Genomic DNA, 14,058 nt, shown 5'->3' with positions numbered 1-14,058 from the left:
CCCCCCCCCCCCCCCCCCCCCCCCCCCCCCCCCCCCCCCCCCCCCCCCCCCCCCCCCCCCCCCCCCCCCCCCCTACAAGGGGTTGTGGTGGAATCAGGATTTGGGCTTGGCGTGCGCCGCCAACCGCTCCAGCGCCGCCCTTAGATTCGGATCGCTGATCCCGTCAGCCGTCGCCTGAATGGTCGCCGCCGCATCCGTCGACAAATCCATTGTGTGCCCGGCCGCTCCTTGCTGAACGGTCGGTGGCTGCACCTTGAACAGAATCCGCGTCAGGCTGGCGAACTCATCGAACAGCTGTAACTGGCGTTGCAGACGCTTTTGCTGGTAGCGCAGGCGGGTGGCCCAGTGACCGTCGGTGACAATCAGCAATAAACTGCCTTCGCGCCACGACGCCACATGGCAATGCTCCCGGGCAGCCGGTTGCAGCTGGCTTTCCACCAGACGTTGTAAATGACCCAGGCGTTGAGCGTGGCCAAAGATGGCTTTCAGCGGTTTGGCTTCGCGAAGCAGAACGGCGGGTGCTCTGGCCGTGAGAGGGCGAAATGCCATGATCGAACACCTGAAGTAACAGAACGGCCATGGTAACAGAAAGCACCTGCTGGTCCCGACCCATTGCTTTACGAGCGCTTTACCCATTAAATCAACGAGTAACTTGTACCCTCGATGGGTTGAAGTTCAGCAAAAAGCCCTTATTTTAAGTGAGCCCCGTCACAGCGCAGTGCATGCATCGTGGAATAACGCCACTTTCCTCACCATCGTTTCCGGGTAGAATGCTCGTTCGCATGCGGCCATGAGGGCTGCACGGGCGACTCACGGGGCCGCCCTCCATCCCTTTAGTGTGGAAGATCCTGCCGATATGTTTGCGCCTTTGTTAAAGAAACTTTTTGGAAGCAAGAACGAGCGTGAAGTCAAACGCATGCTCAAGACGGTGCAGCTCGTCAATGCCTTCGAAGAGCAAATGGTGGCCCTTTCGGACGATCAATTGCGTGCCAAGACCAACGAGTTCAAGGCCCGCCTCGCCAAAGGGGAAACCCTCGACAAGCTGCTGCCAGAAGCCTTTGCGGTCGCCCGCGAAGCCGGTAAGCGCGTCATGGGTATGCGCCACTTCGATGTCCAGCTGATCGGCGGCATGACCTTGCATGAAGGCATGATCGCGGAAATGCGTACCGGTGAAGGCAAGACCCTGGTGGCAACACTGGGCGTTTACCTCAACGCGCTGTCCGGCAAGGGCGTGCACGTTGTGACGGTGAACGACTACCTGGCCCGTCGTGACGCCAACTGGATGCGTCCGCTCTATGAATTCCTCGGTATGACGGTCGGCGTGGTCACGCCATTCCAGCCGCCGGAAGAGAAGCGCGCCGCTTACGCCGCCGACATCACCTACGGCACCAACAACGAATTCGGTTTCGACTACCTGCGCGACAACATGGCGTTCAGCATGGAAGAAAAATTCCAGCGCGAACTCAATTTTGCCGTGATCGACGAAGTCGACTCCATCCTCATCGACGAAGCCCGTACCCCGCTGATCATCTCCGGTCAGGCCGAGGACAGCTCCAAGCTGTACATCGAGATCAACAAACTGATCCCGCAGCTTGAATTGCACGTCGAAGAAGTCGAAGGCGAAGTCACCAAGGCCGGCCACTACACCGTCGACGAGAAGACCCGTCAGGTCGAACTCAACGAAGCCGGTCACCAGTTCATCGAAGACATGCTCACCCGCGTCGGCCTGCTGGCTGAAGGCGAGAGCCTGTACTCGGCGCATAACCTGGGCCTGCTGACTCACGTCTATGCCGGCCTGCGTGCGCACAAACTGTTCAATCGCAACGTCGAATACATCGTGCAGGACGGTCAGGTTGTGCTGGTCGACGAACACACCGGCCGTACCATGCCGGGTCGCCGTTTGTCCGAAGGTCTGCACCAGGCCATCGAAGCCAAGGAAAACCTGAACATCCAGGCCGAGAGCCAGACCCTGGCATCGACCACGTTCCAGAACTACTTCCGTCTGTACAACAAGCTGTCCGGCATGACCGGTACCGCGGACACCGAAGCGTTCGAATTCCATCAGATCTATGGCCTGCAGGTCATGGTCATCCCGCCGAACAAGCCGTTGGCGCGTAAAGACTACAACGACCTGGTGTTCCTGACCGCCGAAGAGAAATACGCGGCGATCATCGGCGACATCAAGGAGTGCATGGCTCAGGGCCGTCCGGTGCTGGTGGGTACCGCCACTATCGAAACGTCCGAGCACATGTCCGGCCTGCTCCAGAAGGAAGGCATCGAACACAAGGTTCTGAACGCCAAGTTCCACGAAAAAGAAGCCGAAATCATCGCTCAGGCCGGTCGTCCGGGTGCACTGACCATCGCCACCAACATGGCCGGTCGTGGTACCGACATCCTGTTGGGCGGTAACTGGGAAGTGGAAGTGGCTTCGCTGGAAGACCCGACCCCTGAGCAGATTGCCCAGATCAAGGCCGACTGGCAGAAACGTCACCAGCAAGTGCTGGAGTCGGGCGGCTTGCAGGTGATCGCTTCCGAGCGTCACGAATCGCGCCGTATCGACAACCAGTTGCGCGGTCGTGCCGGTCGTCAGGGCGACGCCGGTTCCAGCCGTTTCTACCTGTCGCTGGAAGACAGCCTGATGCGCATCTTCGCCTCTGACCGGGTGAAGAACTTCATGAAGGCGCTGGGTATGCAGTCCGGTGAAGCGATCGAGCACCGCATGGTGACCAACGCCATCGAGAAGGCTCAGCGCAAGGTTGAAGGCCGCAACTTCGATATCCGTAAGCAACTGCTCGAGTTCGACGACGTCAACAACGAACAACGTAAAGTGATCTATCACATGCGTAACAGTTTGTTGGCCGCCGACAACATTGGCGAAACCATCGCCGATTTCCGTCAGGACGTGCTCAACGCAACCGTCAGCGCACATATTCCGCCACAATCGCTGCCTGAGCAGTGGGACGTGTCCGGTCTGGAAGCGGCGTTGCAGAGCGATTTCGGTGTGGCGCTGCCGATCCAGCAATGGCTCGACGAAGACGACCACCTGTACGAAGAAACCCTGCGCGAGAAGCTGCTGAACGAACTGATCGCCGCGTACAACGAGAAAGAAGACCAGGCCGGTGCCGAAGCACTGCGCTCCTTCGAGAAGCAAATCGTACTGCGCGTGCTCGACGACCTGTGGAAAGACCACCTGTCGACCATGGATCACCTGCGTCACGGCATCCACTTGCGTGGTTATGCGCAGAAGAACCCGAAGCAAGAGTACAAGCGCGAGTCCTTCACCTTGTTCTCCGAGCTGCTGGATTCGATCAAGCGCGACTCGATCCGTGTGCTGTCGCACGTTCAGGTGCGCCGCGAAGACCCGATCGAAGAAGAGGCACGCCTGCGTCAGGAAGCCGAGGCACTGGCTGCGCGCATGCAGTTCCAGCACGACGAAGCGCCTGGCCTGGAGCAACCGGAAGTGTTGGGTGAAGAGATCGATGTAGCTCTCGCCACCGCACCGGTACGCAACGAGCAGAAACTGGGCCGCAATGAGCTGTGCTACTGCGGCTCGGGCAAGAAGTTCAAGCATTGCCACGGGCAGATCCAGTAAAACCCGTTTCAAACGCTGAAATACCCGCGCCGCGACCGGCTTATGCCGTCGCGGCGTTTTGCCATTTAAACCACCGTCCATCGCAATGACGGTGCAGACAACATTTTTTAAGGAGCGCATTCATGGCTGTTGGTCTTGGTCCTTTGCCAACGTTGCACCCGGTTGCCGGTTTTGAACTCGGTATCGCCTCGGCCGGTATCAAGCGCCCGGGGCGCAAGGATGTCGTGGTCATGCGCTGTGCCGAAGGTTCCACAGTGGCGGGCGTGTTCACCCTGAACGCCTTTTGCGCCGCTCCCGTGATTCTGGCCAAGCAACGCGTGCAAGGCCCGGTACGTTACTTGCTGACCAACACCGGCAATGCCAATGCCGGTACCGGCGAACCTGGCCTGGCGGCCGCCGAGCGCACCTGCGCCAAGCTGGCTGAGCTGACCGGTGTTGATGCCAGCCTGGTGCTGCCGTACTCCACCGGTGTGATCGGCGAACCGCTGCCGGTCGAGAAAATCGAAGGCGCGTTGCAAGCGGCCCTCGATGACCTGTCGGTGAACAATTGGGAAGCTGCCGCCACCGGCATCATGACCACCGACACCCTGCCCAAGGGCGCCAGCCGTCAGTTCCAGCATGACGGCGTGACCATCACCGTCACCGGCATCAGCAAAGGCGCGGGCATGATTCGCCCGAACATGGCGACCATGCTCGGTTACATCGCCACCGACGCCAAAGTCTCCCGCGAGGTGCTGCAAAACCTGTTGCTGGACGGCGCCAACAAGTCGTTCAACCGCATCACCATCGACGGCGACACCTCGACCAACGACTGCTGCATGTTGATCGCCACCGGTCAGGCGGCGCTGCCGGAAATCACCTCCGCCAGTGGTGAGTTGTTCGCCAAGCTGAAGCAGGCCGTGTTCGAAGTGTGCATGGACGTGGCCCAGGCCATCGTGCGTGACGGCGAAGGCGCGACCAAGTTCGTCACCGTTGAAGTCAACGGCGGCGGTAATCACCAGGAGTGCCTGGACGTCGGTTACACCGTGGCTCACTCGCCGCTGATCAAGACTGCGCTGTTCGCCTCCGATCCGAACTGGGGCCGCATCCTGGCCGCCGTGGGTCGTGCCGGTGTGCCGAACCTGGACGTGAGCAAGATCGACGTATTCCTTGGCGAAGTGTGCATCGCCAGCCGTGGCGCGCGTTCTGCCACCTACACCGAAGCCCAGGGCGCGGCGGTGATGCAGCAGGAAGAAATCACCATCCGCATCGAGCTGGGTCGCGGCGATTGCAGCGAAACCATCTGGACCACCGACCTGTCCCACGAATACGTGAAGATCAACGCCGAATACCGTACGTAAGAAAAAAAGCCTCGCTCCTGTAGGAGCGAGGCTTGCCCGCGAAGACGGACCACCAGACGCTAAAAAATCTGGCTTGTACTCTTACCAAAAGGCGCCCGAACATGAGCCTCCACCTGATCATCGGCGACAAACTGTATTCTTCCTGGTCCCTGCGCGCCGCGCTGGCCCTCGACCTGACCGGTGCGTCCTACACCGAAGAACTGATCAAGCTGAACCAGCCGGACACCCGCGCGCGCGTGCTCAAGCATTCGCCGACCGGGAAAGTCCCGCTGCTGAAAGGCGAACACGGCACCATCGCCGATTCGCTGGCGATTGCCGAGTACCTGGCCGAGCAATTCCCCGACGCCGGCCTCTGGCCCAAAGACACCGCCGCCCGTGCCCAGGCGCGTTCGGCGTGCGCGCAGATGCACAGCGGGTTCTTCGCCATGCGCGGCAACATGCCGTTCGACCTGAGCCACAATGCGCCGCTGTCGCCGACCCCGCCTGACGTGCAGGCCGAGATCGATCGCATGCTGGCGTTGTGGGCTGAATGTCGTGCTACCGCGACTGAATCCGGCCCGTTCCTGTTCGGTGGCGCGACCCTGGCCGATGCGTTTTTCGCACCGATCGCCGTCCGCCTGCGTACCTATCAAGTGAAGCTGCCCGAAGTCGACGCAGCCTATGTCGAAACCCTCTACCAATGGCCAGCTTTCAAGGCTTGGCAGAAGGTGGGTCTGGAGGAGGTCGGTCAGTGAAACGAGTACACGTGGCCGCGGCGGTTATCCGCGATAGCAACGGCAAGATCCTCATCGCCCGGCGTGCCGACACCCAGCATCAGGGCGGCTTGTGGGAGTTCCCCGGTGGCAAGGTCGAGGATGACGAATCCGTCGAAACCGCCCTAGCCCGCGAGCTTCACGAAGAGTTGGGCATCGTGGTCAATACTGCGCGCCCGTTGATCAAGGTTCGCCACGACTACCCGGACAAGCAGGTGTTGCTGGATGTCTGGGAAGTTTCGGCGTTTACCGGCGAACCCCATGGCGCCGAAGGTCAGCCTTTGGCCTGGGTGACCGCGCGGGAACTGCTGGACTACGAGTTTCCGGCGGCCAACCAGCCGATCGTCGCGGCTGCACGCTTGCCCGGCGAATACCTGATCACCCCGGATGGCCTGGAAACCCCGGCCTTGCTGCGCGGTATCCAGAAAGCCATCGCTGGCGGCATCAAGCTGATTCAGTTGCGTGCACCCAATGGCTATGACCCGCAATACCGCGATCTGGCGGTGGACGCGGCGGGGCTGTGTGCCGGCAAGGCGCAGTTGATGATAAAGGGGCCGTTTGAATGGCTGGGGGACTTCCCGTCCGCCGGTTGGCACATCACTGCCGCGCAGTTACGCAAGTACGCGGCGGCCGGCCGACCGCTGCCGGCGTCGCGCTGGTTGGCGGCGTCCTGCCACAACGCTGAAGAACTGGCGTTGGCCGAGCAGATGGGCGTGGACTTTGTGACCCTGTCGCCGGTGCAACCGACCCAGACACACCCGGATGCTCAGCCGCTGGGTTGGGAGCTGGCGTTGACTTTGATCGAAGGCTTCAGCAAACCGGTGTTTTTGCTGGGTGGTGTTGGCCCGGCAGAGCGGCAGAAAGCCTGGGAAGCGGGCGCGCAGGGTGTGGCGGGGATTCGGGCGTTTTGGCCTGAGGCTTAGTACCCGATCGTTCCCACGCTCTGCGTGGGAATGCAGCCCGGGACGCTCAGCGTCCCATCAAGAGCCGAACGCGGAGCGTCCGTTGAGGCATTCCCACGCAGAGCGTGGGAACGATCAGTTAGAGGGTTTGGCCGCCGGCTGCCATAAAATCTCGGCAATCCCCTGTCGCCTGGCAATCAACCGTGCCGCTACAAACAACAAATCCGACAACCGATTGATATACGCCAGGCCAACCCCGGCCAACGGTTCGATCGCATTCAACTGCTGACAGCGGCGTTCGGCACTGCGCGCCAGGCTGCGACACACGTGGGCCTGGGCAATCAGCGCCGAACCGCCGGGCAGAATGAAATTCTCCAGCGGCCCCAGCTCTTCATTCCACACATCAATGGCTGCTTCCAGCCGTTCGATTTCTGCCGTGTTCAGTGCCTGATATGCCGGCATCGCCAGTTCGCCACCGAGGTCGAACAACCGATGCTGGCAGGGCGCCAATACCTCGATCACTTCATTAAGCCCAGGAAACTCGCCAGTTTGTGCCGCTAATCCGGCCAACAGCACGCCCACCTGGCTGTTCAGCGTATCGACTTCGCCAATGGCCTCGATTCGCGGATGGTCCTTAGGCACCCGGCGACCGTCGCCAAGCCCGGTTTCGCCTTTGTCGCCGGTGCGGGTGTAAATCTTCGACAAACGAAAGCCCATGGTTACCTCGACAGCTGATTGAGTTCTTGAGAGTTCACCGCAGTGCCCGACAATGGCAGGCGCAAGGTGAAACAGGTGCCTTGGCCCAGCGTCGATTGCACCTCCATCTGGCCTTTATGGTTGTTGGTGATGATGAAATACGAGACCGAGAGCCCAAGGCCGGTGCCCTGACCGATTTCCTTGGTGGTGAAGAACGGTTCGAACGTGCGTTTGCGCACGCTTTCGCTCATGCCGATGCCGTTGTCCTCGACCTGGATTTCCGCCCACGGCGGATTCAGTTTTGTACGCAGAATGATCCGCCCCGGTTCGCGGTCGTCTGCGCGCTGGTGAATGGCTTGCGCGGCGTTTTTCAGCAGGTTGAGCAGCACCTGTTCCAGTTCGTTGGCGGTGCCGGGTACCGGGCCCAGTGCCGGATCGAACTGGCGAATGATCGCCTGGCCCTTGAAGTCGAAGCCAATGGCCAGGTCGAAGTCGTTGCCGGCGATTTCCACCGCTTGATCGATCAGTGCCGGCAGGTCACACGGCGCCATTTGCCGAGTGCTGCGGCGGCTGAAGCTGAGCATGTGGGTCACGATCTTCGCCGCCCGGGCGCCAGCCTGCTGAATGCCGTCGAGCAGCTGCGGTACTTCACGCGCTTTCAGGTACTTATTCACCGTTTCCAGTTCGATGCCCATTTGCTCGGCCTGTTCGAGGTTCTTCGGCAGGTCGGGGGACAGACGTCGACGAATGTTCTGGACGTTGTGCAGGATCGCGCCCAGCGGGTTGTTGATCTCATGGGCCATACCGGCGGCGAGGCCGCCGACCGAGAGCATTTTTTCCGACTGCACCATCATTTCTTCCAGGGACAGACGCTGGGTGATGTCGTCGATCCGGATGACCACGCCACGCCCGGCGCCGCCCATCAACGGGTAGAACGTCAGGGCGTAATGCCGGGGGTCGTCGTCCTTGGACCAGGTAACGCGTTCGATCTTGGCCACCGTATGCTGCTCGACGGTTTGCTTGAGCTGCGGCAGGAATGGCTTGAGGGGTTTGAAGGCGAGGAAGATCGGCTGGTTCAAGGCTTCGTCCAGGCGCGTGCCGGACAGGGCGCTGGCCTCCTGATTCCATTGGGTCACGTAAAGCTGCTCGTCGAGGGCGATCAGTGCCGATGGCATGGAGTCGATGATGCTGTTGAGGTAGTTCTGGAAACCGGTGAGTTTTTTCTCGATCTTGCTCCGCACCTGAACTTCCAGTTCCAGCTTACGGTTGGTGTGACGGGTTTCTTCGGCCAGCCCCTGGGCCTGGTCGTACGCTGCCTGGGAGTCGTCGCGGGCACGCTTGAGCTGCTGCTCCCGGGCCTCGATGCGCGAGAGCATGGTGTTGAACGCTTCGGCGAGGCTGCCGATTTCGTCGTGGTTGCCGCGAGACGCGCGCAGGGCGTAGTTCTCTTCCCGGGTGACTTGCCGGGACAGCTCTTCGAGCTGATGGATGGGGCGGGTAATCAGGCGTTTGATCTGCCGGGCGATCACCAGCCACAACAGCACGCTGAAAATCAGAATCCCCAGGCTGGCGGTCAGAGTCCCGGTGTAGAACGCCATCGGCAATTCGCTGCTGGCCACCAGAAGCAAATGCCCCGGAGCGGTGCCGGGGCGGGGCAGGGTAATCACTTGATTGCTGCGAAACTCCGTGGCTTGCCAGGCTTCGAGGTGTCGGTAGTGCTCTGGCAGGTTCAGCGTGTCGCCGTGTTGCAGCTCCGCCAGACGCGTACCCGTGCCGTCGTAAAGGGCTGCCGCACGCAGTGGTGAATAGCTGTTGAGTTCGTTGAGCAGGCGTTCGGCGTTTTGCGGCGACTTCAGGGCGTCGGACACCAGGCTCGGGTTGGACACCAGTCGGCCGATGGTCTGCAGGGCCTGGGGGGCCATGCTTTCCTGGGAGATGTAATACGCGGCGCTGATAAAGGTCAGGTTGGCGACCAGCAGAACGGTGGTCAACAGCACCAGCAGGGCGGCCAGCAGTTTCTGGCCGACCGGAAGGTTTTCAAGGCGCTGGCGCAATGGCATCAGGTTCATCGCTGAAAAGGAACAAGTGGCCAGCGTAGCCGCTGCTCAGTCGCTGGGCAATCCAAGGCTGTGCAGATGAGCGATCAAGCGCTGCTGCAATTGATTGAGGTGGGGCAGGTTCAACTGATGCCGCGAGGCAACTTTGCAGGCATGGCCCAACAGGTAGCTGATTTCGGTGCGGCGCTGATTGGCGACATCCTGATACATCGAGGAGAAATTGGTCGCGGTGGCCTTGATCACTCGTTCGACTTCCTCCTGGAGGTTTTCGGCCGCTGCCGGCTGGCCGCAGCGCTCCAGCAGTTCGGTGAGTTCGGCGCACAGGGTGGCCACTTCGCACTGATGCTGCTGCAAACCGCCATTGCGGCATTCATGCAGGACGGTCAACGGGTTGATCGCACAGTTGAGCGCCAGCTTGCGCCACAGCCTTGTGAGAATGTCGGTGCTCCACTCATGGGGAATGCCGGCGTCGCTCAAGTCCTCCAGCCAGAACGGTGCCACCGGATGGCCGGCATCTCCCAGCCAGGTGTAACCATGACCGGCAAACACCACACGCCAGTCGCCATCGCGAAACGCGCCTTCGGTACTGGAGGCGAAGATGCAGCGGGCATGCGGGACTTGCGCGGCGACGGCGTCCTGGCTGCCAAGGCCGTTTTGCAACAGGATCAGTTCCGCATCCGGGGTCAGGCGGTGGGCGAGCCGGGCCACGGCTGTTACGGCGTCATAGGCTTTACAGGCCACCAGCAGACGGCTGATCGGCCCGTCGCTGTCGGCTGTTTCGCCGGGCACCGGGTACAGCTGCGCTTCGCCGTGCTCGACCAGCGTCAGCCCGCCCGCCGCCTGATAGGCCTGCAGGCGTGCCGCGTCCCGTACAATCAGCCTGACCGGCACTGAAGCCCGTGCCAGACGGGTGGCCCACAACGTGCCGAGGCTGCCGGCACCCAGAACATGCCAAGGGGTCGACATCAGCTTTTTGCTCGGTTTGATGCTGGCATGTGAGGCTCGCAGTATCGGTTGGAAAAGACCCGTTATAATGAGCCCGATTTTAACCGCAAGCCAAGCGCGCTCCATCGTTATCGAGCGCGCCTTTTTATTGGAGAGATTACATGCCGTCGTTCGACGTGGTATCCGAACTGGACAAACACGAAGTCACCAACGCGGTCGAGAACGCCGTCAAGGAACTCGATCGTCGTTATGACCTGAAAGGCAAGGGCAGCTTCGAGTTCAAGGAAAAAGACCTGACCGTCAACCTGACCGCGGAAGCCGATTTCCAGCTTGAAGCGATGATCGAGATCCTCAAGCTGGCCCTGGTCAAGCGCAAGATCGACGTGCAATGCCTTGAAGTCAAGGATGCCTACGCGTCGGGCAAGCTGATGAAGCAGGAAGCGGTCCTCAAGGAAGGCATCGACAAAGAGCTGGCGAAGAAAATTGTCGCCCACGTCAAAGATGCCAAGCTCAAGGTCCAGGCTGCCATTCAAGGCGAGCAAGTGCGCATCACCGGCAAGAAGCGCGACGATTTGCAGGAAGCCATCGCGGCCCTGCGCGCCAAAACTTTCGACATGCCGCTGCAGTTCAATAACTTCCGCGACTGACCTTTCCAGCGGGAACCTCTCGACGATTTCGACGTCCGAGGCCCAAGCAACGGCAGAAACGATCGAGCCTTATGGGTTCGGTCTTTCTGCCGCTCATTTTTTGCGTGCCGGGTAGCCGGAAATCAGGAGAAAGTAGATGGATTTGAATACTGAAGTGGACAACCTGGTCAAGGCGTCTCAAGCCTGGATTCCGATGATCATGGAATACGGCAGCCGCGTGTTGCTAGCGGTGATCACCCTGGCCATTGGCTGGTGGCTGATCAATAAAGTCACGCAAAAACTGGGCGGCCTGCTGGCATTGCGCAACGCCGACCTGGCACTGCAAGGCTTTATCAGCAGTCTGGCGAACATCATTCTCAAGGTTCTGTTGATCGTCAGTGTGGCGTCGATGATCGGTGTGGAAACCACGTCCTTCGTCGCGGCTATCGGTGCGGCCGGCCTGGCCATCGGTCTGGCCCTGCAGGGCAGCCTGGCGAATTTCGCCGGCGGCGTGTTGATTCTGTTGTTCCGTCCGTTCCGTATCGGTGACTGGATCGAAGCCCAAGGTGTTGCCGGTACTGTCGACAGCATCCAGATCTTCCACACCGTACTGCGCACTGGCGATAACAAAACCATCATCGTGCCTAACGGTAATCTGTCGAACGGCATCATCACCAACACCAACCGTCAGCCGACCCGCAAAGTAGTATTTGATGTGGGTGTGGACTACGAAGCGGACTTGCAGAAGGCCCGTGAAGTGTTGCTGGAACTGGCCAAGGATCCGCGAGTATTGGCTGAGCCGGCACCGGAAGCGGTGATTTCCACACTGGGCGACAGTTCGATCACTGTTTCCCTGCGCGTGTGGGTGAAAACCGCTGACTATTGGAATGTGATGTTCATGTTTAATGAGCATTCACGCGATCGCTTGAAGACTGCCGGCATCGATATTCCATTTCCGCAACGGGTTATTCGCGTGGTGCAGGAATCGGCAACGGTGTAAGGATCAGTCGATCAACTAATGTCTGACCTTTTGGTCAAACATTTTGCAAGCCCCGATCCTTTAAACACAATGCTGTAGCCAATAAAAAAGGCCCATCCGAAGATGGGCCTTTTTTGATTACCGCGAACTAACTTTCTGCAATTACAGAATGTTGAGCGGGTAGTCGGTGATCAGGCGGAACTCAGAGATATCGCCTTCGCCTTCGTCTGCGTTGGCGGTGTGCCATGCTTGACGGATGCGGAACGACAGATCTTTAGCTGGGCCGGACTGAATTACGTATTTAACTTCCACGTTGGTTTCGTGGTGTTTGCCGTCTGCACCGTACAGGCCAGCGTAAGGGCTGCCTGCTGGAGTGTTGGTGCCGTCGATGTCCCAACCTTTCACGTAACGGGTCATGAAGCTCAGACCAGGTACGCCGTATTCGGCCATTTTCAGGTCGTAACGGGCCTGTACCGATTTCTCGCCAGGGGCGTTGAAGTCGGAGTACTGGATGGAGTTGGCGAGGAAGATCGAGTCGCCACCGCGGTTGTTTTTACCCACGCCGATATAGTCGAACGGAGTATCGCCATTCACTTTCTGGAAGCCCAGGGTGATGGTGTGCGCCTTCAGGAACGAGAAAGCAGCAGCGAGGGAGTAGGCGGTGTTATTGATTTCGCCTGCTTTAGCGCTACCAGTGTCCCTGGTGTTGTAGATGTTACCGTCGAAGTTGATCGACTGATCGCCACCCAATGCGAGGGTGTAGTTCGCGTTGGCGTAGTACTGGTTCCAGATGTCTTCGAGCTTGGCACCGTACAGCGACACGCTCAGGTCTGGGGTAATGCCGTACTTGCCGCCGAAGTAGTCGATGGAGTTGGCTTGCACGCCAGCGTAGGTAGCCCACAGGTCGCCATTACGAGCATTTCGGTCTTGGCTGGTCGCCGAGTAGAAGTGACCGGCTTCGAGGTCAAGGTCTTTGACTTCGCTGCTCTGCAGTTGGATACCGCTGGCAGTTTGGTGAAGGATGCGGGAACCGCCTACAGCGAACACCGGAGAGGTGCTTGGCTGCATGTCGCCGATTTTCAGCTCGGTCTTGGAGATGCGGAACTTGGCGGCAGCGCCGGCTTTGCCCTGGTTGTTTTCGACTTCGCCATCATTGCCCACGGGCATGTTGCCGGTACCCGAATACTTGTCGGAACCGTCCAGCTTAATGGCCAGTTGGCCCCAAGCTTCAACGCCAACACCGATCAGACCTTGGGTGTAGCCCGAGCTGTACATGCCCTGGATGCCCTGGGTCCAGTCTTTGTCATCGACGGCGCCGTCTTTCTTGTTACGGTTGTAGTAGTAGTTGCGAACCAGCAAGTCGAGCTTGCTGTCTTCAACAAAACCTTTGGCTTCTGCCTGGTCGCTTACGAAAGGTGCGGCTACTGCCAACTGAGTACTGGCTGCTGCTGCAACTGCCAGTGCGATCATGCTCCACTTCATCACGCGCATCGTGATTTGCTCCTTTGGTTTTTAGAAGAGTACTGCCGTCCCACCTGTTTTATTATCTGGGCGGCTCTTTCTTTTTGTGTCGGCGCAAACTTATATCACGCCGACCCTATTGGCGATACTTGCGTATCTAACCTTTCAGCTTCTTTACGACCCTGTCGCAATTGGCTGGGTAGATGTCGCAAATTCACAGTCCCGACGCAATCGGACTGACAACTTCAGCGCTGTTTTCCAGGGCTTGAGCATCGGTAAAAAAGAGTCCCTGGTCCTGCACTTGAATCTCCATCGGGCAACCCTGCCACTGTTTTTATTGGTCTTCAGGCTTCCACTTCCAGCGGAGCGCTTATAGACGATACGGGTGTTAATGCAACAAGCGTGCACAAACCTGAATTTTGTTGCCGTTTTTTTCTGAAAGCCTGCCTGTTGCTGTAAAAACCTCATAAAACCGGGGGGTTCAAGCTCGTTTTTCTTAGGCTTGACGCCATGCTTTGCATCGTGGTTACCACATCGAAGCCGCGGGGGTGACAACCAAAAACGTTACCGGTTCACCCCGCCAGTGAGTAATTGGCGGATGCTGACGCACTGAGCGTAGACGCGTTGTGCGGTTTTGGTGCAAAAAATTTTATTTCCTGTACTGAATTCACACATTGTCGCTTTGCCGTGGGTTCGATCCGCTCGTTA

At 59.3% G+C, this 14,058-nt stretch carries 11 protein-coding genes; 6 read left to right on the top strand and 5 right to left on the bottom strand.

The features are described 5' to 3' along the window. Positions 1-93: 93 nt before the first annotated feature. Positions 94-549: a DUF721 domain-containing protein gene (locus AC1RO5_RS29410; protein WP_493179195.1), complete on the bottom strand. Its 456-nt coding sequence runs from the start codon at positions 547-549 to the stop codon at positions 94-96. Between the two features lie 307 nt (positions 550-856). Here AC1RO5_RS29410 and secA point away from each other — a divergent pair, with 307 nt between their 5' ends. The 4 genes from secA to AC1RO5_RS29390 all read left to right on the top strand — a co-directional run bounded on the left by secA (position 857) and on the right by AC1RO5_RS29390 (position 6,607). Further along, a complete protein-coding gene (gene secA, locus AC1RO5_RS29405; RefSeq protein WP_493179193.1) occupies positions 857-3,592 on the top strand; it encodes a preprotein translocase subunit SecA in 2,736 nt (911 codons plus the stop codon). A 122-nt stretch (positions 3,593-3,714) separates the two neighbouring features. Then, positions 3,715-4,932, top strand: a complete 1,218-nt coding sequence (argJ, locus tag AC1RO5_RS29400; protein ID WP_493179192.1) for a bifunctional glutamate N-acetyltransferase/amino-acid acetyltransferase ArgJ — start codon at positions 3,715-3,717, stop codon at positions 4,930-4,932. A gap of 101 nt (positions 4,933-5,033) precedes the next feature. After that, positions 5,034-5,666 carry a glutathione S-transferase family protein gene (locus AC1RO5_RS29395; RefSeq protein WP_493179190.1) on the top strand — a complete coding sequence of 211 codons (633 nt, stop codon included), beginning with the start codon at positions 5,034-5,036 and terminating at the stop codon, positions 5,664-5,666. Then, complete coding sequence (locus tag AC1RO5_RS29390; RefSeq protein ID WP_493179188.1) at positions 5,663-6,607, top strand: Nudix family hydrolase; 945 nt, start codon at positions 5,663-5,665, stop codon at positions 6,605-6,607. The genes AC1RO5_RS29395 and AC1RO5_RS29390 overlap by 4 nt, the downstream gene beginning before the upstream one ends. Positions 6,608-6,721: 114 nt before the next feature. On the opposite strand, the gene AC1RO5_RS29385 is transcribed toward AC1RO5_RS29390, so the two are convergent. The 3 genes from AC1RO5_RS29385 to AC1RO5_RS29375 are packed head-to-tail and all read right to left on the bottom strand — an operon-like array spanning position 6,722 to position 10,305. After that, positions 6,722-7,303, bottom strand: a complete 582-nt coding sequence (locus tag AC1RO5_RS29385; RefSeq protein WP_493179187.1) for a cob(I)yrinic acid a,c-diamide adenosyltransferase — start codon at positions 7,301-7,303, stop codon at positions 6,722-6,724. 2 nt (positions 7,304-7,305) lie between these two features. Continuing rightward, positions 7,306-9,342 carry a sensor histidine kinase gene (locus tag AC1RO5_RS29380; protein WP_493179185.1) on the bottom strand — a complete coding sequence of 679 codons (2,037 nt, stop codon included), beginning with the start codon at positions 9,340-9,342 and terminating at the stop codon, positions 7,306-7,308. 45 nt (positions 9,343-9,387) lie between these two features. After that, entirely contained in the window at positions 9,388-10,305 is a 918-nt protein-coding gene (locus tag AC1RO5_RS29375) for a putative 2-dehydropantoate 2-reductase (RefSeq protein ID WP_493179183.1), read from the bottom strand. A 140-nt stretch (positions 10,306-10,445) separates the two neighbouring features. Here AC1RO5_RS29375 and AC1RO5_RS29370 point away from each other — a divergent pair, with 140 nt between their 5' ends. Both AC1RO5_RS29370 and AC1RO5_RS29365 read left to right on the top strand, forming a co-directional pair. After that, positions 10,446-10,931: a YajQ family cyclic di-GMP-binding protein gene (locus AC1RO5_RS29370; RefSeq protein WP_018926510.1), complete on the top strand. Its 486-nt coding sequence runs from the start codon at positions 10,446-10,448 to the stop codon at positions 10,929-10,931. 136 nt (positions 10,932-11,067) lie between these two features. Continuing rightward, positions 11,068-11,910 carry a mechanosensitive ion channel family protein gene (locus AC1RO5_RS29365; protein WP_493179181.1) on the top strand — a complete coding sequence of 281 codons (843 nt, stop codon included), beginning with the start codon at positions 11,068-11,070 and terminating at the stop codon, positions 11,908-11,910. A 141-nt stretch (positions 11,911-12,051) separates the two neighbouring features. On the opposite strand, the gene AC1RO5_RS29360 is transcribed toward AC1RO5_RS29365, so the two are convergent. Further along, positions 12,052-13,380 (bottom strand): OprD family porin, encoded by a 1,329-nt coding sequence (locus tag AC1RO5_RS29360; protein WP_493179179.1) that lies wholly within the window; start codon positions 13,378-13,380, stop codon positions 12,052-12,054. Between the last annotated feature and the right edge of the window lie 678 nt (positions 13,381-14,058).

The organism is Pseudomonas sp. GW822-FHT02G04 (genome assembly GCF_058802085.1).
The sequence above is the reverse complement of the archived record's forward strand: the minus strand, read 5'-3'. Positions and strand labels throughout refer to the sequence as shown.

Bases quoted from the DNA above. Each gene is read 5' to 3' on its own strand.
- AC1RO5_RS29410 (WP_493179195.1), bottom strand. From the start codon at position 549: ATGGCATTTCGCCCTCTCACGGCCAGAGCACCCGCCGTTCTGCTTCGC.
- secA (WP_493179193.1), top strand. From the start codon at position 857: ATGTTTGCGCCTTTGTTAAAGAAACTTTTTGGAAGCAAGAACGAGCGT.
- argJ (WP_493179192.1), top strand. From the start codon at position 3,715: ATGGCTGTTGGTCTTGGTCCTTTGCCAACGTTGCACCCGGTTGCCGGT.
- AC1RO5_RS29395 (WP_493179190.1), top strand. From the start codon at position 5,034: ATGAGCCTCCACCTGATCATCGGCGACAAACTGTATTCTTCCTGGTCC.
- AC1RO5_RS29385 (WP_493179187.1), bottom strand. From the start codon at position 7,303: ATGGGCTTTCGTTTGTCGAAGATTTACACCCGCACCGGCGACAAAGGC.
- AC1RO5_RS29380 (WP_493179185.1), bottom strand. From the start codon at position 9,342: ATGCCATTGCGCCAGCGCCTTGAAAACCTTCCGGTCGGCCAGAAACTG.
- AC1RO5_RS29375 (WP_493179183.1), bottom strand. From the start codon at position 10,305: ATGTCGACCCCTTGGCATGTTCTGGGTGCCGGCAGCCTCGGCACGTTG.
- AC1RO5_RS29370 (WP_018926510.1), top strand. From the start codon at position 10,446: ATGCCGTCGTTCGACGTGGTATCCGAACTGGACAAACACGAAGTCACC.
- AC1RO5_RS29365 (WP_493179181.1), top strand. From the start codon at position 11,068: ATGGATTTGAATACTGAAGTGGACAACCTGGTCAAGGCGTCTCAAGCC.
- AC1RO5_RS29360 (WP_493179179.1), bottom strand. From the start codon at position 13,380: ATGCGCGTGATGAAGTGGAGCATGATCGCACTGGCAGTTGCAGCAGCA.